Source organism: Rhodoferax sp. LB1P47 (assembly GCF_056521445.1).
Genome location: NZ_JBWMAU010000014.1, coordinates 9,851 through 32,345 on the forward strand (window position 1 = coordinate 9,851; position 22,495 = coordinate 32,345).

General features: G+C 64.1%; 17 protein-coding genes. 10 read left to right on the forward strand and 7 right to left on the reverse strand.

Annotated features, from left to right (window positions below; all coding sequences use genetic code 11):
* Nucleotides 1-9: 9 nt before the first annotated feature.
* From AC0969_RS15100 to AC0969_RS15115, 4 genes are all read right to left on the reverse strand, one after another.
* Nucleotides 10-660, reverse strand: coding sequence for an Hpt domain-containing protein (locus AC0969_RS15100; protein ID WP_479624972.1), 651 nt, complete (start codon nucleotides 658-660; stop codon nucleotides 10-12).
* On the reverse strand, nucleotides 657-1,712 hold the full coding sequence (locus AC0969_RS15105; protein ID WP_479624973.1) for an HD-GYP domain-containing protein: 1,056 nt from the start codon (nucleotides 1,710-1,712) through the stop codon (nucleotides 657-659). Before AC0969_RS15105 ends, AC0969_RS15100 begins: the two co-directional genes overlap by 4 nt.
* Nucleotides 1,703-5,521, reverse strand: a complete 3,819-nt coding sequence (locus tag AC0969_RS15110) for a response regulator (RefSeq protein WP_479624974.1) — start codon at nucleotides 5,519-5,521, stop codon at nucleotides 1,703-1,705. The genes AC0969_RS15105 and AC0969_RS15110 overlap by 10 nt, the downstream gene beginning before the upstream one ends.
* A gap of 152 nt (nucleotides 5,522-5,673) precedes the next feature.
* Complete coding sequence (locus tag AC0969_RS15115; RefSeq protein WP_479624975.1) at nucleotides 5,674-6,360, reverse strand: dienelactone hydrolase family protein; 687 nt, start codon at nucleotides 6,358-6,360, stop codon at nucleotides 5,674-5,676.
* A 56-nt stretch (nucleotides 6,361-6,416) separates the two neighbouring features.
* On the opposite strand from AC0969_RS15115, the gene AC0969_RS15120 reads away from it, so the two are divergent.
* From AC0969_RS15120 to AC0969_RS15140, 5 genes are all read left to right on the forward strand, one after another.
* The gene (locus AC0969_RS15120) at nucleotides 6,417-7,049 is read left to right on the forward strand and encodes a MarC family protein (RefSeq protein WP_479624976.1); all 633 of its coding nucleotides are present in this window, start codon (nucleotides 6,417-6,419) and stop codon (nucleotides 7,047-7,049) included.
* 66 nt (nucleotides 7,050-7,115) lie between these two features.
* Nucleotides 7,116-7,649 carry a lipocalin family protein gene (locus AC0969_RS15125; RefSeq protein ID WP_479624977.1) on the forward strand — a complete coding sequence of 178 codons (534 nt, stop codon included), beginning with the start codon at nucleotides 7,116-7,118 and terminating at the stop codon, nucleotides 7,647-7,649.
* Nucleotides 7,650-7,833: 184 nt separating this feature from the next.
* On the forward strand, nucleotides 7,834-9,951 hold the full coding sequence (locus AC0969_RS15130) for a site-specific DNA-methyltransferase (protein WP_479624978.1): 2,118 nt from the start codon (nucleotides 7,834-7,836) through the stop codon (nucleotides 9,949-9,951).
* A gap of 17 nt (nucleotides 9,952-9,968) precedes the next feature.
* The gene (gene dinD, locus AC0969_RS15135; protein ID WP_479624979.1) at nucleotides 9,969-10,868 is read left to right on the forward strand and encodes a DNA damage-inducible protein D; all 900 of its coding nucleotides are present in this window, start codon (nucleotides 9,969-9,971) and stop codon (nucleotides 10,866-10,868) included.
* Nucleotides 10,865-13,846, forward strand: coding sequence for a restriction endonuclease (locus tag AC0969_RS15140; RefSeq protein WP_479624980.1), 2,982 nt, complete (start codon nucleotides 10,865-10,867; stop codon nucleotides 13,844-13,846). The genes dinD and AC0969_RS15140 overlap by 4 nt, the downstream gene beginning before the upstream one ends.
* A gap of 38 nt (nucleotides 13,847-13,884) precedes the next feature.
* Here AC0969_RS15140 and AC0969_RS15145 read toward each other — a convergent pair whose 3' ends face one another.
* A complete protein-coding gene (locus AC0969_RS15145) occupies nucleotides 13,885-15,225 on the reverse strand; it encodes an MATE family efflux transporter (RefSeq protein ID WP_479624981.1) in 1,341 nt (446 codons plus the stop codon).
* Between the two features lie 142 nt (nucleotides 15,226-15,367).
* Here AC0969_RS15145 and AC0969_RS15150 point away from each other — a divergent pair, with 142 nt between their 5' ends.
* Entirely contained in the window at nucleotides 15,368-15,661 is a 294-nt protein-coding gene (locus tag AC0969_RS15150; protein ID WP_479624982.1) for a hypothetical protein, read from the forward strand.
* 23 nt (nucleotides 15,662-15,684) lie between these two features.
* Here the strand turns inward: AC0969_RS15150 and AC0969_RS15155 are convergent, their stop codons facing one another.
* Complete coding sequence (locus tag AC0969_RS15155) at nucleotides 15,685-16,635, reverse strand: LysR family transcriptional regulator (protein ID WP_479624983.1); 951 nt, start codon at nucleotides 16,633-16,635, stop codon at nucleotides 15,685-15,687.
* Nucleotides 16,636-16,724: 89 nt separating this feature from the next.
* On the opposite strand from AC0969_RS15155, the gene aptA reads away from it, so the two are divergent.
* Nucleotides 16,725-18,074: an omega-aminotransferase AptA gene (gene aptA, locus AC0969_RS15160; RefSeq protein WP_479624984.1), complete on the forward strand. Its 1,350-nt coding sequence runs from the start codon at nucleotides 16,725-16,727 to the stop codon at nucleotides 18,072-18,074.
* 61 nt (nucleotides 18,075-18,135) lie between these two features.
* Here aptA and AC0969_RS15165 read toward each other — a convergent pair whose 3' ends face one another.
* On the reverse strand, nucleotides 18,136-18,885 hold the full coding sequence (locus tag AC0969_RS15165; protein ID WP_479624985.1) for a TetR/AcrR family transcriptional regulator: 750 nt from the start codon (nucleotides 18,883-18,885) through the stop codon (nucleotides 18,136-18,138).
* A gap of 152 nt (nucleotides 18,886-19,037) precedes the next feature.
* Here AC0969_RS15165 and AC0969_RS15170 point away from each other — a divergent pair, with 152 nt between their 5' ends.
* The 3 genes from AC0969_RS15170 (at nucleotide 19,038) to mhpA (ending at nucleotide 22,481) form a co-directional block, all read left to right on the forward strand.
* Nucleotides 19,038-19,874: a fumarylacetoacetate hydrolase family protein gene (locus AC0969_RS15170; protein ID WP_479624986.1), complete on the forward strand. Its 837-nt coding sequence runs from the start codon at nucleotides 19,038-19,040 to the stop codon at nucleotides 19,872-19,874.
* A gap of 79 nt (nucleotides 19,875-19,953) precedes the next feature.
* Nucleotides 19,954-20,871, forward strand: coding sequence for a VOC family protein (locus AC0969_RS15175; RefSeq protein WP_479624987.1), 918 nt, complete (start codon nucleotides 19,954-19,956; stop codon nucleotides 20,869-20,871).
* A 29-nt stretch (nucleotides 20,872-20,900) separates the two neighbouring features.
* Nucleotides 20,901-22,481 (forward strand): bifunctional 3-(3-hydroxy-phenyl)propionate/3-hydroxycinnamic acid hydroxylase MhpA, encoded by a 1,581-nt coding sequence (gene mhpA, locus AC0969_RS15180; protein WP_479624988.1) that lies wholly within the window; start codon nucleotides 20,901-20,903, stop codon nucleotides 22,479-22,481.
* Nucleotides 22,482-22,495: the final 14 nt, after the last annotated feature.

Below are 22,495 nucleotides of genomic sequence, written 5' to 3' on the forward strand. Positions count from 1 at the left end.
AGCTATCTATTACATAGCATCCGGGTGCACCAAACAAAACGCCACCAGGGCAATCTCTAGCTGCGCCAGTTCGCCGCGCAAGGCCGCTACCTGGGCCTGGTAGGCGGGGGTGGCGCATTGGGCGCTGTCGGCTTCCAGGGCCAGGGCCATGCGGGTCAGGGGGTCGGCGTGGAAGTTCGCGACCAGGCCCTTGAGGGTGTGGGCCAGGCGGTGGGCGGTGGGGGCATCGGCACGCTGGGTGGCGGCTTCCAGGGCGGCGAGCTGCTGGGGCCAGTCTTGCCTGAACTGGGGGGCGATCACGCCGACGATCCAGGGGTCGGCCAGGGCCAGGGCCTGGGCGTAGTCGAAAGCTGGGGCCACGGCGGTGGCGGTTTCGATGGCGGCGCGCAGCTGGGCCGGGTGGACGGGTTTGGCCAGCAGGTCGTGCAGCCCGGCAGCCTGGCAGCGCTCGGCGGTGCCAGGGTAGTCCAGGGTGACCAGACCCAGCGCCGGACGCGTGGGGTGGTCCAGAGCGGCAGCACCGTCCAGGTCGAGCAGCACCAGCTCGGCGGGGGTTTGAGTGGCATCGTCCAGCACGGCGTGGCCCCAGGCCTGCAACAGCGTGCGCAGCACGGCATCACAACCGGGGGTGGCAGCGGTGCCGACCAGCTGGATGTTCATGCCGTATGGCCGGTGTGCGCCGGGTCGTCCAGCCGGGCTTTGGTGGCCAGCACGGCGTCCAACTGGGCCATGAAGGCATCTACGCAGGCGGGGTCGAAGTGGCTGCCCGCGCCGTCGCGCAGCAGTTGCAGGGCCCGGTCTACCGGCCAAGCGGCTTTGTAGGGACGGGCGCTGGTAAGGGCGTCGAACACGTCGGCCACGGCGACGATGCGGCCCACCAGGGGGATGGCCTCGCCCACCAGTCCGGCGGGGTAGCCGCTGCCGTCGAACTTTTCGTGGTGTGCGATGGCGATGGTGGCGGCCATTTGCATGAGCTGGGAGTGGCCGACCACCAGCGCCTCATGGCCAATACGGCTGTGGTTTTTCATGATTTCAAATTCAGCCACGTCGAGTTTGCCGGGTTTGAGCAGAATGCTGTCGGGGATACCGACCTTGCCCACGTCGTGCATGGGCGCGGCATCCAGCAGCAGTTGCTGGGTGTCAGCGGGCAGGCCTAAATGCTGGGCGATGAGCTGCGCGTAGTGGGCCATGCGCTGGGTGTGCAGGCCGGTTTCGGGGTCGCGGTGTTCGGCGATGCGGGAGATGCAGGCGATGGTTTCGCGGTCGCGCAGGCGCAGCTCGGCGGTGGCTTTGGCGACTTCTTCTTGCAGCCACTGGGCCCGGTCGGCCAAGCGGATCTGGTGGCGGCGCAGGGCCAGCATGTTGCGGGTGCGGGCGAAAAATTCGGTGCGGTCCAGCGGTTTGGCGAGGAAGTCGTTGGCCCCGGCCTCCAGCGCCTCGACCCGCACGCTGCGCTCGTCGCTGGCGGTGACCATCAGCACCGGGATGTCTTCGCGCCCCGGTGTGGCGCGCAGCTGGCGCACCAGGCTGATGCCGTCCAGCTCGGGCATCAGGTAGTCCACCAGCAGCAGGTCGGGCATGCTGGTTTGGCAAAACGCCAGTGCTTCCACGGGCTTTAAAAAGCAGTGCACGCGGCAGCCGCCGACCTGGTCCATCAGGCGGTTGAGCAACATCAGGTTGATGTCTACGTCGTCCACGATCACTACATCCATGCAGCACTCCCTGTTGTAGACCTGGCCAAGATGGCCGCTCCCAAACGCAATACCAGCGCATCCAGACCCGGCTCGGGCCAGCGCGCGGGCGGCTGGGCCAAGGCCTGGCGCAGCCGCCGCGCCTGCTGGGCCAGGGCGGCACCGCCCAGTGCGTCGGCCATGCGGGCCAGCGCGTCCAGCCGAACCCGGGCTTCACCGCTCTGGCGGCGGGCCAGTGCGGTGTGCAGGGCGGGCAGTTGGTGTTGCAGGTCTTCCAGCAGGCCGGGCAGCAGGGGTGTTACCCGCGCCAGGTCATCGCCATAGTATCGGCCTAGCAGCGCCAGACTGAAATCCTCTGGTGGCGGCTCGAACAAGGTGACTCCCCCAGAGCGCAGGCCGCGCCAGTGTTGCACCGCTGCGCGCAGGGCCGGGGCGTCGATGGGTTTGCTGATGTGGTCGTCCATGCCTGCAGCGATGGCGGTGGCGCGGTCGCCGACCATCGCGTTGGCGGTGAGGGCGATGATGGGCACATCCTGGTGTTGCGGCCCGGCTTCACCTGCGCGGATGCGGCGGGTGGCTTCGTAGCCGTCCATCTCGGGCATGTGGCAGTCCATGAGCACTACGTCAAACGGGTGCTGGAGCAGCAGGGCCAGGGCCTCGCCACCGTGCTCGGCGGTGTGCACGCTGTGGCCCCATTTGCCCAGCAGGGCCCGCACCAGTTTTTGGTTGGTGGCGTTGTCTTCGACCACCAGCACGCGGGCGCTGGGCTGGGCTTCTTCCAGGGTGTGGCGGGTGACCAGCGGTGGCGTGGGTGCGGGCGGCGGCGGGGGCGCGCCATGCGCGAGCACGGTTTGCATGCAGCGCAGCAGCTGCGCGCCCTTGATGGGTTTGGTCAAAAACGCAGAAAACCCGGCATCGGTGAGGCGGGCCGCGTCGCCCCGGCGGGCCACCGAGGTGAGCATGACCAGCGGGATCTGCCCATACAGTGGGTCGGCCTGCATCCAGCGGCCCAGAACTTCGCCGTCCATGCCGGGCATTTGCATGTCCAGAATGGCCACGTGCAGCTTGCGGCCTGCGGCGTGCTCGGCGGCCAGCACGCGCTGCGCGTCCAGGCCATCGACGGCGCTGACGGCCTGCATGCCCCAGTTGTGCAGCAGCAGCTCCAGCAGGCGGCGGTTGGTGGCATTGTCATCGACCACCAGGGCGCGCAGGCCTTCTACCGCGTGGATGGGGCGCTCGACCTCGTCCAGCCGGGGCCCCAGCGGGATGCCCAGCGGCAGCTCGAACAAGAACACCGAGCCCTGGCCCAACACGCTGCGGGCGCCGATGCGGCCACCCATCAGCTCGACCAGTTGCTTGGAGATGGCCAGCCCCAGCCCGGTGCCGCCGTACTGGCGGGTGGTGGAGGCATCGGCCTGGGTGAAGGGGGTGAACAGCTGGGCCAGCTTGTCTGGCGTGATGCCGATGCCGCTGTCGCGCACCTCGAAGTGCAGCACCATTTCGCTGCCCTGGTCGGCCACCAGGCTAAGGTCGATGGTGACTTCGCCTTGCAGGGTGAACTTGGTGGCGTTGCCCGCCAAATTCAGCAGCACCTGGCGCAGGCGGCCGGGGTCGCCGCGCACCCGGGACGGCACCTGCGGCTGCGATACCCAGGCGCATTCGACCGGCTTGTTGCCGATGCGGAAGGCCACCACGTCGGCCACTTCGTCCATCAGGGTGCGCAGGTTGAAGTCGAGCAGCTCCAGCTCCAGCTTGCCGGCTTCGATCTTGGAGTAGTCCAGGATGTCGTTGATGATGCGCAGCAGGGATTCGCCGCTGTTGCGCACGGTTTCGGCGTATTCGCGCTGCTCGTCGCTGAGCGGGGTGTCCAGCAGCAGGCCGGCCATGCCCAGCACGCCGTTCATGGGGGTGCGGATTTCGTGGCTCATGGTGGCCAGGAAGTCGCTCTTGGCTTTACTGGCCTCTTCGGCAATCTGCCGCGCCAGGGAGGATTCATTCAGCGCCAGTTCGGCCGCCCGCATGCCGACCTGGGCCAGCAGGGCGCGAATGCCGTAGGCGATGTTGTTGGCGGCCTCGCCGAGCAGGCGGATTTCGTCTTCGGAAAAGCTTTCCGCCGTGTTGGAGTGCACAAAAATCGCCCCCCACACGCCATCCGCACCGGGCAGCGGCAGGCACAGCATGGAGCGCACGCCCAGCGCTTGGGCGCTGCCCGGCCCGGTCATGACGCGGGGGTCGGTGCTGACATCGGCCACTAGGATCAACTCACCAGACTCGATGCAGCGGCCCATGACGCCAAAGCCCAGCTCCCCCCCAGACCAGCTGTGCGGCAGAACGCGCATGTGTTCGGCCAACACCCCGTGGCTGGCGACCAGGGTGATGCTTTTTCGGGCATCCGTCTCGGCGCGGCCAATACCCACTGTAGTGAAGCCGCCAAGCTCCACCATCAGGCGGGCGATATCGTCCAGCAAGTCCGGCAACTGGGTTGCCTTGGCCACCGCAAGGTTAGTGGCGCTGGTGAGGGTGAGGGCGCGGTTCAGGCCCACCAGGTGGGCCTCAGCCTGTTTGCGCTCGTCGATGTTGCGGCAGGTGGACAGCACATACTGCACCCCCTCAAATTCAAACAGGCTGACGCTCACCTCCACGCAATAGCTGGCCCCGTGGCGGGGCGTGTGGCGGGACTCGAATCGCAGAAAGCCCCGTGCCCGGAGCGCAGGCAGCATCACCGGCAATGCCTCGGGCTTGAAGTCGAGGTCGATGTCATACAGCGTCATGCCGCCGGTGAGCTCGGACTGGCTGTAACCCAGCGCCTGGCACATGCTGGCATTCACATAGTAGAAAGTAACCTGCCCAGCCGGTATCAGAAACACCGAATCGACCACCCGGTCCAGCGCGGCACCCAGCAAGTGCAGCCGGTCTTGGGTGTATTTGCGGTCGGTGATGTTCCACGAGAAACCCACCGTGCCAACCAGCTCGCCATCCAGCAGAGCCGGGGCTTTGACCGTTTCGTACCAGCGCGGCGGGTCGAAGCAATCCTCCCGCGCCTCAATCTTCAGCGCTTGCAGGGTCTGCATCACCTGTTGCTCGTCGGCCATGAACTGCGTCGCGCGGTCATGGGACGCCAGGTCAAAGTCGGTCTTGCCCCGCATGTCTTGCGGGCTGTGGAAGCCATGCGTATGCACCACACCCCCGCTCACTACCAAAAATCGGCCCTGGGTGTCCTTGAGCCAACAGTTCAGAGGAAAGTTGTCCAGCAAGGCCCGCTGGTAGCGCTCGCGTTGCTGCTGCTCGACTTCTATCTGTTTACGCTGGCTGATGTCGATCGCCGCACCCACCAAGCCGCCCTGCCACGGGCCTTGGCACAGCGGGATGTTGAAAACATCGCCCCACCGCGCATCCGACAGGTCGCCCAGCGGCTCCTCGCTGCGGCGGGCCTCGCCGCTGGCAATGACCTCGGCATCGCGCTGGCGAAACTGCTCGGCCAAGGGGGTTGGCCAGAGTTCAAAGTCGTTTTTACCCAGCACCGCATATTGGTTGGGCAACTTCAGCCGCTCCACGTAGGCCTGGTTGACCAGCCGGTACACGCCCTGCGCATCTTTGAGCCACACCGGGAAAGGCAGGCTGTCCAGCACCGTGCGCTGTTGTTGGCACTGCGTCTGTAGCGCCCGCAGGCTGCGCCGCACCAGCACTGCGCCCGCAAGCGACACCACCAGCATGCCCAGCCCCGCCACAGCTGCCTGCACGCCGTCCGCAGGGGGCTGGACCAGCCAGACTCCACCCAGCGTTGCCAAGCCCAGCCCCAAGGGCATCCACACCAGTCGCTGTACATCCATCACCATATTGAACGTCCCTGCACCCATAAGAAACAGATGAAGCACAAGCCCCCCGCCGGGCTTGTGCTTGTCCCATTTATTGTGCCCCCGGACTCCCGCGCCAGCCGGACGCGCGCCCCTAGGGAAACCCTCGCAGTCGGCCGAATGCCAGGCTATCCGCCCAGGTGTTCGGCAAAAAACGCCAGCGACCGCTCCCGCGCCAGTGCCGCCGCCGGTGCGTCAAATGCTCCGCGCTGGTCGCAGTTGAAGCCGTGGTCGGCCGGGTACAGGTGCAGCTCCACCGCCCGGTGTGCTTGGGCAAAGGCCTGCACCGTGTCCAGCGCAATGCTGTGGTCGCGCTCGCCAAAATGCGACAGCACCGGCACCTGCGGCGTGCGGGCCACCTCGGCCGCCGCCGTCATGCCGCCGCCGTAATACGTCACCGCTGCGCTCAGGCCCGACACCAGGCAGGCAGCGCGCCAGCCCAACAAGCCGCCCCAGCAGTAGCCCACGCAGCCGACTTTGCCAGCCTGCGCCGCATAGGCCACGGCGGCCTGCACGTCTAGCATCAACGTGGCCACGCCCAGCGCCTCGGCAGCAGCTTTCAGGGCAATGCCGGCCTGGATGTCTGCGGCCGTGTAGCCCAGGTCCACACCCGGCTGCACCCGGTGGAACAGGGCCGGGGCCACCGCCAGATAGCCCGCCGCCGCATAGCCATCGGCCACGGCGCGGATGTGGCTGTTGGTGCCAAAAATCTCTTGGAGCACCACCACCGCACCCTTGGGCGTGCCCGCAGGTTGGGCTAGGTAGGCGGGGAACACAAAGCCGTCGGCGGCGGTCAAATCGGTGAAAGTAGACATGGGCAAACTCCTAAAAGTGGGGGGACTGTAAGCCGCTGCCGTTAAGCTCGCCCGCTATGGACTTCAAACCCCTCATTACCCTGTTGGCCATCGTCAACCCGCTGGCCATCGTGCCGTTTTTCATCCACTACACGCAAAGCTTTTCGGAGGCGCAGCGCCGCCGCACCATCTGGGTGTCGTCGTTCAGTGTGTTTGTGGTGATTGCCGTGAGCGCCCTGCTGGGCTTGCAGATTCTGGAATTCTTCAACATCTCGCTGGCCAGCTTCCAGGTGGGCGGCGGCCTGCTGCTGCTGAGCTCGGCGCTGAACATGCTGAACGCCCAGCCCGCCGAGGCCAAGTCCAACGCCACCGAACTGCAAGACGCGTCCGAACGCGCCGCCGTGGGCGCCAGCATCGCCGTGGTGCCGCTGGCCATACCGCTGCTCACCGGCCCGGCCAGCATGTCCACCGTGGTGATCTACGCCGACAGGGCCAAAGACATCTGGCAGCTGGCCACCCTGGTCGGCTACGGCGTGGTGATCGGCCTGGCCACCGCCATGTGCTTTGCCCTGGCCGGGCCGATTGCCCGCATCTTGGGCAAAACCGGCATCAACGTGATGACCCGCCTGATGGGCCTGATTTTGGCCGCGCTGGCGGTAGAGGTGATGGCCGACGGGCTGCACAAGCTGTTTCCGGTGCTGGGCGGATAGCACTATTGTTTTTATAGCTGCTAGCGCACACTGTATATGCGCCATCGGCCTATTTCTTATAAATCTATGACACAACGCCGTTCCTTGCTACTGGCCTGCCTACTCGTCCTGGGCGGCTGCTCCACCGCCCTGCCCGAGGGCATCACGGCGGTCACCCCGTTTGATGCCACACGCTACGCAGGCACGTGGTTTGAAATCGCCCGGCTCGACCATTCCTTCGAGCGCGGGCTGGACAATGTGAGCGCCCGCTACACGCTAAAGCCCGATGGCAGCCTGCAAGTCATCAACCGGGGCTTTAACCGTGAAAAGAACACCTGGAAAGAAGCCGAGGGCCTGGCCAAGTTCACCGGCAGCCCCAGCACCGCTTCGCTCAAGGTGTCGTTCTTCGGCCCGTTTTACGGCGGCTACCACGTGGTGGCACTAGACCCGGCCTACCGCTGGGCGATGGTGGTGGGGGCCGACCGCAGCTACGTGTGGATATTGGCGCGTGACAAGCAGCTGCCCGCCGACATCCGCGCGCAGTTGCTGGCCAAGGCGCAGCAAATAGGCATCGCGGTAGACCAGCTGGTGTGGGTCGACCAATCCCGCAGCGACAGCTAGGGTGTAGTAAAAAGAATAGCTACTAGCGCTTAATTTACGTGCGCTACAGCCATATTTGACCCTTATAAATGCAGCCTGCATTCAGCGCATTTGCCGCGCACACCATCGCTTAAACTGCTGGGCCACGCCCGGCTAAGCCCTGGCCAGCAACACCTGTTGCCCCCCACCCGACCGCGCCCGCACCATGCCCTCAAAGAACCCACCCGTCCTGCCCGATTTGTCGGCCCACCTGCGCAACATCGAAATGCTGCAAAAGCACTTTCCGCAGGTGCTGGAGGTCGATGCCCAGGGCCGCTACCGCGTCAACGCCGCCCTACTGCAACTGGCCGTAGACCCGGCAGGGTTACAAGTGGAAGAAGACGGCTACGAACTGCGCTGGGTGGGCAAGCGCGAGGCCTACCACAGCGCCTTTTTGCCGGTGCAAAAAATCCTGCAACCCCTGCCCCAAGACAGCCAAAACTGGGATGCAACCGGCAATTTACTGCTGCGCGGTGACAACCTGGATGCCCTGCGCCTGCTGCGCCACAGCTACTTTGGCAAAGTCAAGCTGATCTACATCGACCCGCCATACAACACCCAAAACGACGGCTTCATCTACCGCGATGATTTTTCCGCCAACCAGAGCCAGATACTGGAGCAACTGGGCTACGCGGCCGACAACATCGACTACATCAAAAACATCTACGGTGCCAAAACCCACAGCGGCTGGCTGAGTTTCATGTACCCGCGCCTGCTGCTGGCCAAAGACCTGCTGCGCGATGTCGGGGTGATCTTTATCAGCATCGACGACAACGAGCAGGCGCAGTTGAAGCTGCTGTGCGATGAGGTGTTTGGGCAAGAAAATTTTGTCTCCTGCCTGACGTGGGAAAAAGGCCGAAAAAACGATGCCAAGTTTTTTTCCAACGGCCACGAGTACATGCTGGTCTACGCCAAGTCGCAACACGCCCTGCGCGACCAAGGCACCGTGTGGCGTGAAGAAAAGCCCGGCGCCCGCGACATTTGGGACACCTACAGCGCTCTGCGCGCGCAGCATGGCACAGAAGACGCACGGATTGAAGCCGACCTGCAAAGCTGGTTCTCCAGCCTACCCAAGGGTCATCCGTCTAAAAAATGGAGCCGCTACAAACGCGTAGATGCCCACGGCCCTTGGCGTGACCGCGATATCTCTTGGCCCGGCGGCGGCGGCCAACGCTACGACGTGCTGCACAACGTCACCGGGTTGCCTTGCAAAGTGCCAGAAGCAGGCTGGCGATATTCCAACCCGATTGAAATGCAAAGACAAATTGACCTGGGACTGGTGGCGTTTCGAGCCGACCACACCGAGCCACCGTTTCGCAAGGCGCACATCAAACCCATTGCCCAAGAGCTGGAGCAGCCTGACGATAACGATGCCGAAGAAGCCGATGGCGAGAGCGAAGAAGAGGCCCTGGCCACCCAGGTGCGCGGCAGCTACTTTTACACCCAGTCGCAGGTGGCGGTGCGGCACCTGCGGGCCTTGCTGGGCAAAAACGTCTTCAACAATCCCAAAGACACGGATGAGATCGGCAAACTCATCCAATACGCCAGCGGCGGCGACAAGCAGGCCATCATCCTCGACTTCTTCGCCGGCAGCGGCACCACCGCCGAAGCCGTGATGCGCCTGAATGCCGAAGACGGTGGCAACCGCCAATGCATCCTGGTGCAAATCCCCCAGCCCATCGACCCCAAAAAGCAGAAGGAAGCGCACCGCTTTGTGACAGAAACGCTGGGCAAACCGGCCACGATTTTCGAGATCACCGCCGAGCGCCTGCGCCGCGCCGGGGCCAAGCTGCAAGCCGAGCTAGCTGCCAAAACCGCCGCCCTTGGCACGCTGCTGGCCACAGAAGCCACCCCGCTAGACACCGGCTTTCGCGTTTTCGACCTGGTGGACGACCCCGACGCGCTGATGCTGGGCAAGCCACTGGCGCAGGCCACGCAGGCCGACCTGTCCTTCTTCGCCACGCCGCACGCACAGTCCACCGAGCAGGTGCTCTACAACCTGCTGCTGGCCGAGGGCCTGCCGCTGACGACCCGGCTAGAGCCGTTGCTAGACGGTGTGCTGTACCTGGCCGCCGACGCATCGGGCAGCGTGGCGCTGGTGCTGCGCGCCCTGTCGCTGGATGTGCTAACCGACACCCTGACCCGCCTCAAAACCGAAGGCCGCCCAGCCTTGCACCTGACGGTGTACGCCCCCTGGATGCGCGACGACAACTTCATGCAGGGCATCAAAACCGTGGCGGAGAGCCTGGGCTATTCCAGCGACAAACTGCGCTTGCGCGGTTAATGGCACAGGAGACCGTGATGGCAACAGCAAGCAATAAAGACTGGGGTGATGGTGCGATTGCGCAATTGATCGCCCAGTTTGAGGCGGAGGCCCACAACCACGGCCAGGGCGATGATCCGGGCGTGGAGTTTTGGTACGCCCGTGGCCTGCAAGTTTTGCTGGGCTATGCAAGCTCTTGGCAGAACTTTTCCAAGGTGATTGACAAAGCAAAAATAGCCTGCGAAGCCTCGGGCAGACCGGTGTCGGACCATTTCAATGACGCCATTAACATGGTCGAAATTGGCTCGGGCGCAAGCCGCCCGATAGACGATATTCAACTGACCCGCTACGCCTGCTATCTGGTGGCACAGAACGGCGATGCCCGTAAAAAGCCGGTGGCTTTTGCACAAACCTACTTCGCCCTGCAAACCCGCAGGCAAGAAAAGCGCGATGCCGAGGAAGCCAACGCACTGCCCCAGTCGGAAGAGGCCAAACGCCTGATGCTGCGCGACGAGATTAAAAAACACAATAAGAGTCTGGCCAGTGCCGCCAAAGACGCAGGTGTGATCGAGCCCCTGGAGTTTGCGGTGTTCCAAAACTTTGGCTACAAAGGGCTGTACGGTGGCCTGGACCGTGTAGGCATACAGCAAAAAAAGGGGCTGAAGCCCAAAGACAACATCCTCGACCACATGGGCAGTACTGAGCTAGCGGCCAACTTGTTTCGCGCTACGCAGGCCGAAGACAAGCTGCGGCGCGAGAACATCCAAGGCAAACTCAAAGCCAACCAGGCGCACTTTGATGTCGGCCAGAAGGTGCGCCAAACCATTCGCGAAATTGGCGGCACCATGCCTGAGAACTTGCCGCCCGCAGAAGACATTGTGAAGATGGAACGGCGCGTACAAAAAACGGCTTTGCCCAAAAAATCGGGTAAGCCATGACCCGCCAATTTCAATACACCCGCCTGCAACACCAGTCCAATGCAGTGCAAAGCATTGCCGATGTGTTTACCGACGTGCACTTCTACCCCGCTGTGGGCAGCGAGATGAACCCGGTGTTCCGCCCGGCGGAGTCGGCAGCCGCCCTCAAAGCCAACATCGTGCGGCGGCGCACTGCCCATGGTGTTAGCGCGGGCGAGGTGCAAGTGCCCACCACGGCCACCCCAGCCTTGAATCTGGATGTGCTGATGGAAACCGGTACGGGCAAGACCTTTACCTTCATCGAGACCCTGCACAAGCTGCACCAGCAGCACCGGCTGTCCAAGTTCATCATCCTGGTGCCCAGTAACGCGATCCGGCAGGGCACGCTAAAGAGCCTGGCCAGTACGGCGGCGTTTTTTGCCAAGGAATATAGCAACCAGCACATCAACGTCTACAACTATTCCAGCCGCACGGTGCAGGGCTTCATCCACGGGGCGAATGCGGGCATCCATGTGCTGGTGGCCACCTACCAGTCGTTCAACAAGGACAAAAACGCCATCAACCAGCGCGGCGTGGAGGCCAATTTGTTTGGCCACGCCAAGAGCTATATGGAGGCGCTGGCCACGATTCGCCCGGTGCTGATCATTGACGAACCGCACCGCTTTGAGGGCAAGCAGACGCTGGAGTATTTGGGCCGCTTCAACCCGCTGTTCACGCTGCGCTTTGGGGCTACGTTCAAAGACAAAGGCAAAGACGACCTGAAATACAAAAATCTGATTTACACACTGGACAGCCTGGAGGCGTTTCGCCAGCGGCTGGTGAAGGGCATTGCGGTGGACACGGTGGGCAGTGCCGAGATGGATGCCTACGCGCTGTGCTTTAACGGCGTGGCGGGCAAGGGGGCCGAGCGGGTGGCGCAGGTGGGTTATCAAACCCCGGCGGGCAAGCATGCCACGACAGCGCTGGTGGCCAAAGACAACCTGGGGCTGAAGACGGGCATTGCGTATTTGCAAGCCTATGTGGTGGAGTCGGTAACGGCCAAAGAGGTGCTGTTTACCAATGGTTTTGCCTTGCCCCTGGGCGAGGCTTCGTCTTACGGCATGCTGGCCGACCAGATGCAGCGGCTGATTGTGGAGCGCAGCATCCAGAACCACTTCGAGCGGGAAGAGGCGCTGTTCAAGCTGGGCATCAAGTCGCTGAGCCTGTTTTTCATTGACGCGGTGGCCAAGTATTTGCCCGAGGGCCAGCAGCCTGCCGTGCTGCGCGATGTGTTTGAGGCGGTGTACCGGGTGGAACTGGCCAAGGCGCTGGCCCGGCCCCAGCTGGATGCCGCATACCGCAAATATCTGGAGCGCAGCGCGACCAACGTGTCGGCGGTGCACAAGGGCTACTTTGCCCGTTCGCACAGCGAGAAGGGCGAGGAAGAGGCCATTCAGCTGATTCTGCAAGAGAAGGAAAAACTGCTCTCGTTCGACACCGACCTGCGCTTCATCTTCTCGATGTGGGCGCTGCAAGAAGGCTGGGACAACCCCAACATTTTTACCCTGTGCAAGCTGGCCCCTAGCAACTCCAAGATCACCAAGCTGCAGCAAATTGGCCGGGGCTTGCGGCTGGCGGTGAACCAAAACCTGGAGCGCATCACCTCGGACGACCCTGCCTTCGCGGAGGTGAATGAGCTGGTGGTGGTGGTGCCTGCCACCGAGGGCGATTTTGTGGCCTCTATCCAGGCCGAGATTGCCGGGCACAGCGTGCTGCGCGTGGCCAAAGTGTTTGACGATGCGGTGTTGGCCGAGTTTGGCGTGGCCATGAGCACGCGGGTGGCTAACCGAGTGCTGGATGCGCTGGCCGAGCTGGGGGTGATTGCGCTTGACGACCTGAGCGGCAAAGCCACCATCACTATGGAGCGCAGCACGTACCAGGCCCAGCGCGAGCCGATTCTGGCGCGCATCCAGCGGGTGGAGGGGGCCAATGCGGCCAACATGTTGGATTACCTGGACCGGTACTTTGATGGCTATGGGCAGGTACGGCACAAGCCCGACCGGGCGGTCCCAAAGCTGACCGTAAACCCCAGCCAATTTACCCAATTCAAGCAGCTTTGGGACAACCTGAACCGCGATGCCGTAGTGCACTACGAGCTGGATACGGAACGGTTGGTCGAGAAAATTTTGGCGCGCATTGATACGTCTTTTGACGTGCGGCCTTTGACGCTGAACGTGACCCGCAGCCACCACGTACACAGCCCGCACCAGGTGGAAACCAGCCAGGCCAGCTACGCCATTGCCGCCCAGTCCATCTACACGCTGGCCGAATTTGTGCGCGAACTGGCCAATGCCACCAAGCTGAGCTACGCCACCGTTGCCAGTGTGCTGGCGCAGATGCCAGCGGCCAAATTTGACCTGGTGCGCCAGAACGAAAACCGGGCGCTGGCGGTGCTGAAAGACATCTTTGTATGGAGCATTTACGAGCTGATCATCAACGTGGTGCGCTACGAGCTGCGCGAAGTACGGATCAAAACCGCCCTGACCGATGCCACAGGCGCGCTGTTACAGACGATTCCTGCCGCGCTGTGTGGCAAAGAGATGCATGCATTGACCAATGCCGCCGTGGCGCGCAAGTCGCTGTTTGTCGAAGCGGTGATGCCGGTAGACAGCCAGATTGAGCGCGACACGGTAGACGAATCGACTATCGACCGCGTGGCCGTATTTGCTAAGCTGCCCAAGATCAACATTCCCACGCCCGTGGGGCACTACAACCCCGACTTTGGCTACGCGCTGATGCACAAAGGCAGCGCCCAAGCGCTGTATCTGGTAGTGGAAACCAAGGGCTACGACCACCTGTCGGAGCTGGGGCAGAAAGAGGCCTTCAAAATCCAAAGCGCCAAGCGATTTTTTGAAGCGCTAAAGGCCCAAGGCGTGCCCGTAAGCTTTCAAACCAAGATCAACCACGAGTCGCTGGCGCAGGTGTTGGGTTCTATGGACGCAAGCAACGCACTACAGTAACTGTAGCTGCTAGCGTATATGGAATATGCGCCAGCGCCCTATTTGGCCCCCATCCGCCCCACCAGCCGGAATGCCACCACCATCGCCAGCACGCCAAAAATCGCCGTGCCGATGGCCGCCCCGGCCAATACGCCGACCGGGCCAAACTGCGAACCCCACCAGGCAAACGGTATCGTGCCCAGGGTGGAACGCGCCCAGTTGAAGCCGGTGGACCACAGCGGTTTGCCCAGGTTGTTGAACGCGGCGTTGGCCACAAACAGCGCCCCGGCAAAAAAGAAGCTGGCCGCCAGCCAGGTGCAGAACATGTGGATCAAATACGCCGCGTCACCGTGTGCGCTGAAGGCCCAGACCAGCGCGTTTTGGCCCAGCGCCAGCAGCAGCCAGGCGCTACCCACGGCGATCACCATGAACAGCAGGCTGTCGCGTAGGCCTTGGCGCACCCGGTCGAACTGGCCTGCGCCCAGGTTTTGCGCCAGGATCGGGCCCACCGCGCCGCTGAGCGCGTAAATCAGCCCAAACGCCACCGGGGTCACGCGGTCGATGATGGCCTGCCCGGCCACGGCGGACGCGCCAAACTGGGCGATGGAATGGGTGACGAACGCGGCGCTGACGGGGGTGGCCAGGTTGGTCAGCACGGCCGGGCCGGCCACCCCGGCCAGCAGCTTGGCATCCGTCCCCAGAGCCGCCTTGTCCAGCCGCCCCAGCAGACCGTGGCGCAGCACGCCGCGCAGGCCCACCGCCGCCAAAATGCTGCGCGACACCACCGACGTGGCCGCCGCGCCGTCCAGCCCCATGTGCAGGCCGAAGATCAAAATCGGGTCCAGCACGGCCGTCACTACGGCGGCCCCCAGCGTCACGGCCATCGCGCCGCGCGCGTCACCCACCGAGCGCATCAGGGCCGAGCAGGCCATGCCGATGCCCAGCAGCGGCAGCGAATGCACGGTGACGCTGAGGTAGCGCGCGGCCAGCCGCTCGGTCTCGCCGGTCGCACCCAGCGCCGCCAACAGCGGGTGCAAAAACGGCGCAGTGCCGCTGCCGATAAGGGCGGCCAGCAGCACCATCCAAAACAGGCTGGAGGTGGCCAGGCGCTTGGCATCCACCGCCCGGCCTGCGCCCACGGTGCGCGCCACCACGGCGGTAATGCCGATGGTCAGCCCGATGCACAGCGAGGTGTGGAAGAAGCCCACCACCCCGGCAAACCCCACCGCCGCCGCAATCGACTGTTGGCCCAGCTGGGAGATGTAGAACAGGTTGATCAAATCCACCACGAACACCGCCACCAGCCCGATGGCCGAGGTGGTGGACATCACCGCCACATGCCGAAACAAGGGGCCGGTAACAAAACGGGCGGGGGGCGAGGGGCGGGCGGGGGTGGTCATGGTGGGCGATGGTACAAGCCCCATTACTATCAAAAATATAGCTATTTACGCCCTCCAAACATGCGGAGAGTGACGATTTAATCCACTACTTCAATGGAGGGGGCGCTGCCGCATAATCAGGCCCCGCATCCGAAAGCACACTGTGAAGATCACCCCAACCCCCCTCACCGCCGCGCTCGCTGGGCTTTTTTCGGCCCTTGCATTGCCATTTCTCTGGGCGCGGTTCGGTGGTCCGGGCTCAGTGGACAGCATCGGTTTGGTGGTGGCATTCCTGCTCGCAGTCGCCCTGCCCGCGCACGCCTTGGTGCTTGGTTTCGGCCGCAATCCAGCGCCCAACACCCGAACCCTGGACACGGCGTTGCTGAAGCGCGTGGGCGCCTGGCTGGTGGCGGTGGCCGCAACCGTGGCGGTGGCCGAGATGTGGAAGACGTTCTGATTGGGGCCCGCCACGGCGACGCTTCACACCGCTGATTCGCCGCCAGGCGGTACCGGCAGCCCATGCGCCACCCGCAGGCACATCTGCAACACCTTGGTGGCCCGTGACGGCTCGGGCGTGCGCCGCACGATGCCCAGAAACCGGCAGTCGTAGCGGAACAGCTCGGGCTGCACCGCCCGCATCTGCCCTTTTTGCACAAACCTTTCCGCGTAGTGGTCGGGTAAAAATCCCAGGTAGTGGCCACTCAGGATCAGCGTGGCGATCGACTCCTGGTCGAAGCCGGTGGCGGTGCGGGGCAGGCGCACCCGCTGGGTGATTTCCATATTCGGCGAGTGGTAGCCCAGCCCGGCAAACGGGTAGCCGCGCAGGCCATCCCAGTCCAACGCAGCCGCTGCGTGCACGGCGTGCTGGGCCCCGCCGTAGAGCAGCATGGTCTCGCCAAACAGGTCGTCGTAGACCAGGCTGTCGGATGTGCGGTGGCCGGGGATCACGCCCACCTGGAACTGGCCGTCGAGGATGCCGCGCTCTATCGTCTGGATGGGCGCCACGTGCAGGCACAGCCGCACGTCCGGGGCCTGCGCGGCAAACTGGGCGATGGCGGCACTGATGCGGGCATGCGGATTGCTGGCGGTCTGGTCGAACACTGCCAGGTGCAGCTCGCCACCCATGCGCTGGTGCAGTGCATCCACGCTGGCGCGAAACGCCTCGGCCCCGGCCAGCAGGCGCAGGGTCTCAGAATAGATCTGCTGGCCCTCGGGCGTCAGCGCAAAGCCGCTGCGGCCGCGTCGGCACAGGGTCAGGCCGAGGCGGGTTTCCAGGTCTTTGACGTGGCGGCTGACGGTAGAGGTGCCGATGTTCAGCTCCAGCTCGGCGGCGGCCATGCCCCCGCACTCGACCACGCTTTTGAACACCCGCAGCAGGCGGATGTCCATGTCGGTGAGTTGCCCCAGCACCGCTTTGTTCTTTACTTGCATATGTTGCTAACTGAAGAGTGGTATTTAACTCTTTATGAGAGTAACAGGGGCGGCAAGAATGCGCGATCACCTACCCCATCGGAGCCCCCATGAACATGACCGACAGCCAGCAACTCAGCCCCCGTCCCCGCACCGATGCCGCCTGGCTGGCCGCGCACTGGATGCCCTACACCGGCAACCGCAACTTCTTGGCCGACCCGCGCATCATCACTGCGGCCAAGGGCTGCTACTACACCGACATCGACGGCCGCCAGATTCTGGACGGTCTGTCGGGCCTGTGGTGTTCCGGCCTGGGCCATGGCCGCGCCGAACTCACGGCCGCCGCCGCCCGCCAGATGGCCACGCTGGACTACGCGCCCGCGTTCCAGTTTGGCCACCCGCTGTCGTTCGAGCTGGCCAACAAGCTGGTCGAATTAACCCCGGATGGTCTGGACCACGTGTTCTTCACCGGCTCGGGCTCCGAAGCCGCCGACACCTCGCTGAAGATGGCGCGCGCCTACTGGCGCACCAAGGGCCAGGCCAGCAAAACCCGTTTCATTGGCCGCGAAAAGGGCTACCACGGCGTGGGCTTTGGCGGCATTTCGGTGGGCGGTATCGGCGCCAACCGCAAGATGTTCGGCGAAGCCTTGCAGGCCGACCACCTGCCGCATACCCAGCTTAAAAGCAACGCCTTCTCGCGCGGCATGCCCAAGACCGGCGTGGAACTGGCCGACGAACTGCTGAACTTGATTACGCTGCACGATGCCAGCAATATCGCGGCGGTGATCGTCGAACCCCTATCCGGCTCGGCCGGTGTAGTGGTGCCGCCGGTGGGCTATTTGCAGCGCCTGCGCGAGATTTGCACCGCGCACAACATCCTGCTGATTTTTGACGAGGTGATCACCGGCTTTGGCCGCATGGGCGCGATGAGCGGTGCCGAGGCCTTTGGCGTCACGCCCGACATCCTGAACGTGGCCAAGCAGATCACCAACGGTGCCCAGCCCATGGGCGCGGTGCTGGTCGGCAAAGAAATCTACGACACCTTCATGCACGCCGGTGCGCCCGACTACCTGCTGGAATTTGCCCACGGCTACACCTACTCGGCCCACCCGGTGGCCTGCGCCGTGGCCCTGGCGACTCTGGACATTTTGGTGAAAGAAGATATGCCCCAGCGCGTGCGCGCCATCGCCCCGCATTTCGAGAGCGCGGTCCATAGCCTGCAAGGCGCCAAGCACGTCACCGACATCCGCAACTACGGCCTGGCCAGCGGCATCACCCTGGCCGCCTACCCCGGCGAACCGGCACGCCGCCCGTACGAGGTGGCGATGGCGATGTGGAAAAAGGGCTTCTACGTGCGCTACGGCGCCGACACCATCCAGATGGCCCCGCCGTTTGTCATCAGCGCTGCGGAGATCGACAGCATGGTGAATGCGCTGGGCGAGACGCTGAACGCGAATTGATGCCTGAAAATAGGAAGTGAAATAGGCTGCCTGTGCTTATAGAGTAAGCGCAGGCAGCTATTTATTTTGTAGCTTTTACAACGGCAGGCTTGCGCACCCGTTTGGCCGTAACGGGACCAGCGGGCACGGGGGTCAGGCGCGAAAAAATCGGCCCCTGCACGTCGCCCAGTACCGGCAGCGGGGCAAAGGCAATGGCTTCGGCCTCGGCCTCGGGCAGGCCAAAGCCGGTCAGCACGCAGCGCATCATCTGCTCGGGGTGGTGGTCGTGGGTGGGCTCGGTCAGCATGGTCTCGATACCGAAAAAGATGGTGCCCAGCACCACGTCGCGGGCCACCCGCACGTTGTCGATCTTCAGGCGCTGCTGGGCGATGGCCTCCAGCAAATCGCGGTTCAGGTACACGTCGATCAACTGCCCGCGCGCCGCCACACGGGTGCCTACGCGGGTGATGAAAGCCCCCCACAACGGATAGCGCATGGCGGTTTGCATGTACAGCCGCGAACCCGCCGAAAAGCGCGCCACCGGGTCACTGAACTGCTGCACCACCGGGTCCACCACCTGCAGAATTTCATCGCTCATGCCGCTGGCCACGGCCAGCAGCAGCTCCGAGGTGGTGCGGAAATAGTTGTAGAAGGTGCCGCGCGACACCTGGGCGGCGGCAATGAAATCTTCAATGGCCGCAGTGTCGGGCCCCTTTTCGGCCAGCACCGTCAGCGCGCTCTCGATCAGCCGCAGCCGCGTGGCCTCGCGCCGCTGTGCACCTACCCGCACACGGTGGTCTTCCACCCCTGGTTTCTCTTCCGCTTTGTTCATGGGCCAAGGTTACACGACCCGTCTCCGCCCTTGCTGCGCGCCTGAGAGTGGGTGAAAACCCCTATCAAATTGCTCAACTCGTCATATTGACGATATGTTTAATTTAAACAAAAATCCAGCCATCGCTAACCCACCACGATCTGGAGACCCCCATGAAACTATTCCGCCACGGCCCCGCAGGCCAAGAGAAACCCGGCGCGGTCGGTGCCGACGGCCAACTGCGCGACCTGTCGCTGCTGGTGCCCGACCTGACCCCCGAGTGGCTGGCCCCCGAGCGCTTGCAGGCGCTGGCTGCCATCGACCTGGAACGCATGCCCCTGGTGGCAGCGGGCGCACGCATCGGCTGCCCGGTGAGCGGCGTGCGGCAGTTCGTCGCCATTGGCCTGAACTACCGCAAGCACGCGCTCGAATCCGGCCATGACATCCCGAAAGAACCGGTGGTATTCACCAAGGCGCTGACCTCGCTGGCCGGCCCGAACGACGACGTGACCCTGCCCGAAGGCTCGGTGGCGGGCGACTGGGAGATTGAGCTCGGCATCGTCATCGGCAGCGTGGTGCGCCAGGTGCCGGTGGACCAGGCCCTGGCCCACGTGGCGGGCTACGTGCTGGCCAACGACGTGTCCGAGCGCGACTGGCAGATCAAGCGCAACGGCCAATGGGGCAAGGGCAAGAGCTTTGATGGCTTTGGCCCCATCGGCCCCTGGTTGGTCACCGCCGACGAGCTGCCCGACCCGCAAACCATTCCGCTGGAACTGCGCGTCAACGGCGAAGTGCGCCAGCGCAGCAACACCGCCGACATGATTTTTAACGTGGCCGAAGTGGTGTCCTACCTCAGCCAGTTCATGACCCTGCTGCCGGGCGACGTGGTGATTACCGGCACTCCCGAAGGCGTGGGCCTGGGCATGAAGCCGCCCCAATTTCTGGCGCGCGGCGACGTGATGACCCTGTCGGCCGGCGTGCTCGGCACCCAGCGCCAACAGGTGCGCTAAACCGCCCAATCCCTCTGTGAAAAATGCCGCCCGCAGAGGCGGTGGGGACAGCCACGTTCAAAAATAGTTGGAGACAAAGATGACGGACTTTCTCGCCGTACATTCGGTGCACGAATTCGTGTTCAGCGTGCCCGATCTGGCGCAGGCGCGGCACTTCTACACCCGCTTTGGGCTGGAGGTGCGCGATGAGGGTGTGGGCCTGGCGCTGTACACCCAGGGCCACCCGCACCGCTGGGCGCGCATTCTGCCCGGCACCTCCAAGCGCTTGCTGTGGGTCAGTTACGGCATCTATGCGGCCGACCAAGCGCGCTTCGAGCAGCATCTGGCTGCGCTGGAGATCCCCCGCATTGCGCCCTGCGAAGGGGAAGGCGGTGTGTGGATAGCAGGCCCGGACCAGTTGCCGCTGCAGATCGTGGTGGCCGAGAAGTCTTCGCCCTCTGCTCCCGTGCCCCGGGTACTCCCGCCGGAAACCGGTGCCGCAGGCCGTGCGCCCAACCGCAGCGCCATCCAGCCGATTGCGCCGCTGCACCTGTCGCACATCCTGATGTTCAGCGCCAACGTGCGGGAGGCCGTGCAGTTCTATACCAAGGTGCTGGGCCTCCGCCTGTCCGACAGCTCGGGGCCGGTCATCGGCTTTATGCACAGCCCGCACGGCAGCGACCACCACCTGATAGCGCTGGCGCTGTCCGGCGGCGGTGGGTTGCACCACAGCAGCTGGACGGTGCCGTCGCTGGATGCCGTAGGCCTGGGCGCGCAGCAAATGGCGCAGGCCGGTTACGCGCAGGGCTGGGGCCTGGGCCGCCACGTGCTGGGCTCCAACTATTTCCGCTACGTGCGCGACCCCTGGGGCAGCTATGCCGAGTACTCGTTCGATATCGACTACATCCCGGCGGGCATGGAATGGCCTAGCGCCGACCACCCCATCGAGGACTCGCTCTACACCTGGGGCCCGCCGCCGCCCGACGACTTTGTGACCAACTTTGAACTGACAGCCTAAACGCCTGTATTCCCTCCCGGAGACCCACCATGCAAACAGACATTCCTCTTTACGACGTTGTGCAGATCGGCTACGGCCCGGTCAGCGAAATCATGGCCTTGGCGCTGGCCCGCCAAGGCCGCAGCGTGGCCGTGTTCGAGCGCTGGCGCGAACGCTTCAGCCTGCCACGCGCGGTGTGCATCGACCACGAGCTGTACCGTGTGCTGTCCGCCCTGGGCATGGGTGCGGATTTACCGGCGGTGAGCCACGCCGGGCCGATGTACCGCTGGTTCAACGCCGACTGGAAAGAGCTGCTGGCCATCGACTGGGAATCCGAGTCCATTTCCGGCGGCCCCGAGGTCAACTTCATCCACCAGCCCACGCTGGAAAAAATGTTTGAAGACGTAGTGGCGGCTTGCCCGAATGTGGAGGTCAACCTGGGCTGGGAAGCCGTTGAAGCCATCCAGACCGCCGACTACGTGGAACTGACGGTGCGCGATATGGAAACCGACGCACGCCGCACCGTGCGCGCCAAGTACCTGATCGGTGCCGATGGTGCCAACAGCCTGGTACGCCAGGCCATCGGCGCCACCCAGGAAGACCGGGGTTTCGAGGCCGACTGGCTGGTGATCGACGTGCTGCCGCACGAGGGCGTGGTGCTGGATATACCGCCCGCCGCCCAGTACTGCAACCCGCTGCGCCCCACCACCATCGTGCCTGCCGGCGTAAAGGATGGCCGCTACTTCCGCCGCTGGGAATTCATGCGCCTGCCCGGCGAAAAACGTGAAGACCTAGAGCTGGAAAGCCGCGCCTGGGAACTGCTGGCCCCCTGGGTGCAGCCCGAGCAGGCCAGCATCGTGCGCCACAAGGTCTACACCTTCCGCTCGCTGCTGGCCAACACCTGGCGCAAGGGCCGCATGCTGATTGCGGGCGATGCCGCCCACGTGATGCCGCCTTTCATGGGCCAGGGCATGTGCGCCGGGCTGCGTGACGACTGGAACCTGGCCTGGAAGCTGAACCTGGTGCTGGACGGCAAGGCCAGCGACACCCTGCTGGACACCTACCAGCCCGAGCGCCGCCCGCACGTCAGCGACGTGATCGATTTGTCGATGTACCTGGGCAAGGTGATCTGCATCCCCGACCCGGTCCAAGCCGCCGAGCGCGATGCTGCTTTTTTCAGCGGCCAGGCCGCGCCGCCGCCGCCATTTCCCAGCCTCACGGCGGGCATCCTGCGCCACGGTGCGGATGGCACGCTGCGGGCACCCGCAGGCCTGCTCAGCCCCCACGGCACGGTGCGCCGGGGCGCGCAGCAAGGCCGGTTTGACGCGGTGGTGGGCTTGGGCTTTGTGCTCATCTCCACCGTGGAGATCACTTTGGGCGCGGCACAAAGCCGGTTTCTGGAGGCCCTGGGGGCCCGGCGCGTGGTCATCACCGCCGACGGCGCGGCACCCGGCAGCTGGGCCGACCTGGACCACAAGTTTTTGCCCTATATGGCGCAGCACGGCATCACCGCCATGCTGGTGCGGCCCGACTTTTACCTGTACGGCGCAGCCGCGCAGGCCGATGACACCAACGCCCTGGTGGACGACCTGGCCGCCGACCTTCGACACCACGGTGTCCATTCCCTCTAACCCCGGAGCTACCA

What these genes read in the sequence shown, in the direction of transcription:
- AC0969_RS15100 (WP_479624972.1), bottom strand. Translation starts at nt 660, where the DNA reads ATGAACATCCAGCTGGTCGGCACCGCTGCCACCCCCGGTTGTGATGCC.
- AC0969_RS15105 (WP_479624973.1), bottom strand. Translation starts at nt 1,712, where the DNA reads ATGGATGTAGTGATCGTGGACGACGTAGACATCAACCTGATGTTGCTC.
- AC0969_RS15110 (WP_479624974.1), bottom strand. Translation starts at nt 5,521, where the DNA reads ATGGATGTACAGCGACTGGTGTGGATGCCCTTGGGGCTGGGCTTGGCA.
- AC0969_RS15115 (WP_479624975.1), bottom strand. Translation starts at nt 6,360, where the DNA reads ATGTCTACTTTCACCGATTTGACCGCCGCCGACGGCTTTGTGTTCCCC.
- AC0969_RS15120 (WP_479624976.1), top strand. Translation starts at nt 6,417, where the DNA reads ATGGACTTCAAACCCCTCATTACCCTGTTGGCCATCGTCAACCCGCTG.
- AC0969_RS15125 (WP_479624977.1), top strand. Translation starts at nt 7,116, where the DNA reads ATGACACAACGCCGTTCCTTGCTACTGGCCTGCCTACTCGTCCTGGGC.
- AC0969_RS15130 (WP_479624978.1), top strand. Translation starts at nt 7,834, where the DNA reads ATGCCCTCAAAGAACCCACCCGTCCTGCCCGATTTGTCGGCCCACCTG.
- dinD (WP_479624979.1), top strand. Translation starts at nt 9,969, where the DNA reads ATGGCAACAGCAAGCAATAAAGACTGGGGTGATGGTGCGATTGCGCAA.
- AC0969_RS15140 (WP_479624980.1), top strand. Translation starts at nt 10,865, where the DNA reads ATGACCCGCCAATTTCAATACACCCGCCTGCAACACCAGTCCAATGCA.
- AC0969_RS15145 (WP_479624981.1), bottom strand. Translation starts at nt 15,225, where the DNA reads ATGACCACCCCCGCCCGCCCCTCGCCCCCCGCCCGTTTTGTTACCGGC.
- AC0969_RS15155 (WP_479624983.1), bottom strand. Translation starts at nt 16,635, where the DNA reads ATGCAAGTAAAGAACAAAGCGGTGCTGGGGCAACTCACCGACATGGAC.
- aptA (WP_479624984.1), top strand. Translation starts at nt 16,725, where the DNA reads ATGAACATGACCGACAGCCAGCAACTCAGCCCCCGTCCCCGCACCGAT.
- AC0969_RS15165 (WP_479624985.1), bottom strand. Translation starts at nt 18,885, where the DNA reads ATGAACAAAGCGGAAGAGAAACCAGGGGTGGAAGACCACCGTGTGCGG.
- AC0969_RS15170 (WP_479624986.1), top strand. Translation starts at nt 19,038, where the DNA reads ATGAAACTATTCCGCCACGGCCCCGCAGGCCAAGAGAAACCCGGCGCG.
- AC0969_RS15175 (WP_479624987.1), top strand. Translation starts at nt 19,954, where the DNA reads ATGACGGACTTTCTCGCCGTACATTCGGTGCACGAATTCGTGTTCAGC.
- mhpA (WP_479624988.1), top strand. Translation starts at nt 20,901, where the DNA reads ATGCAAACAGACATTCCTCTTTACGACGTTGTGCAGATCGGCTACGGC.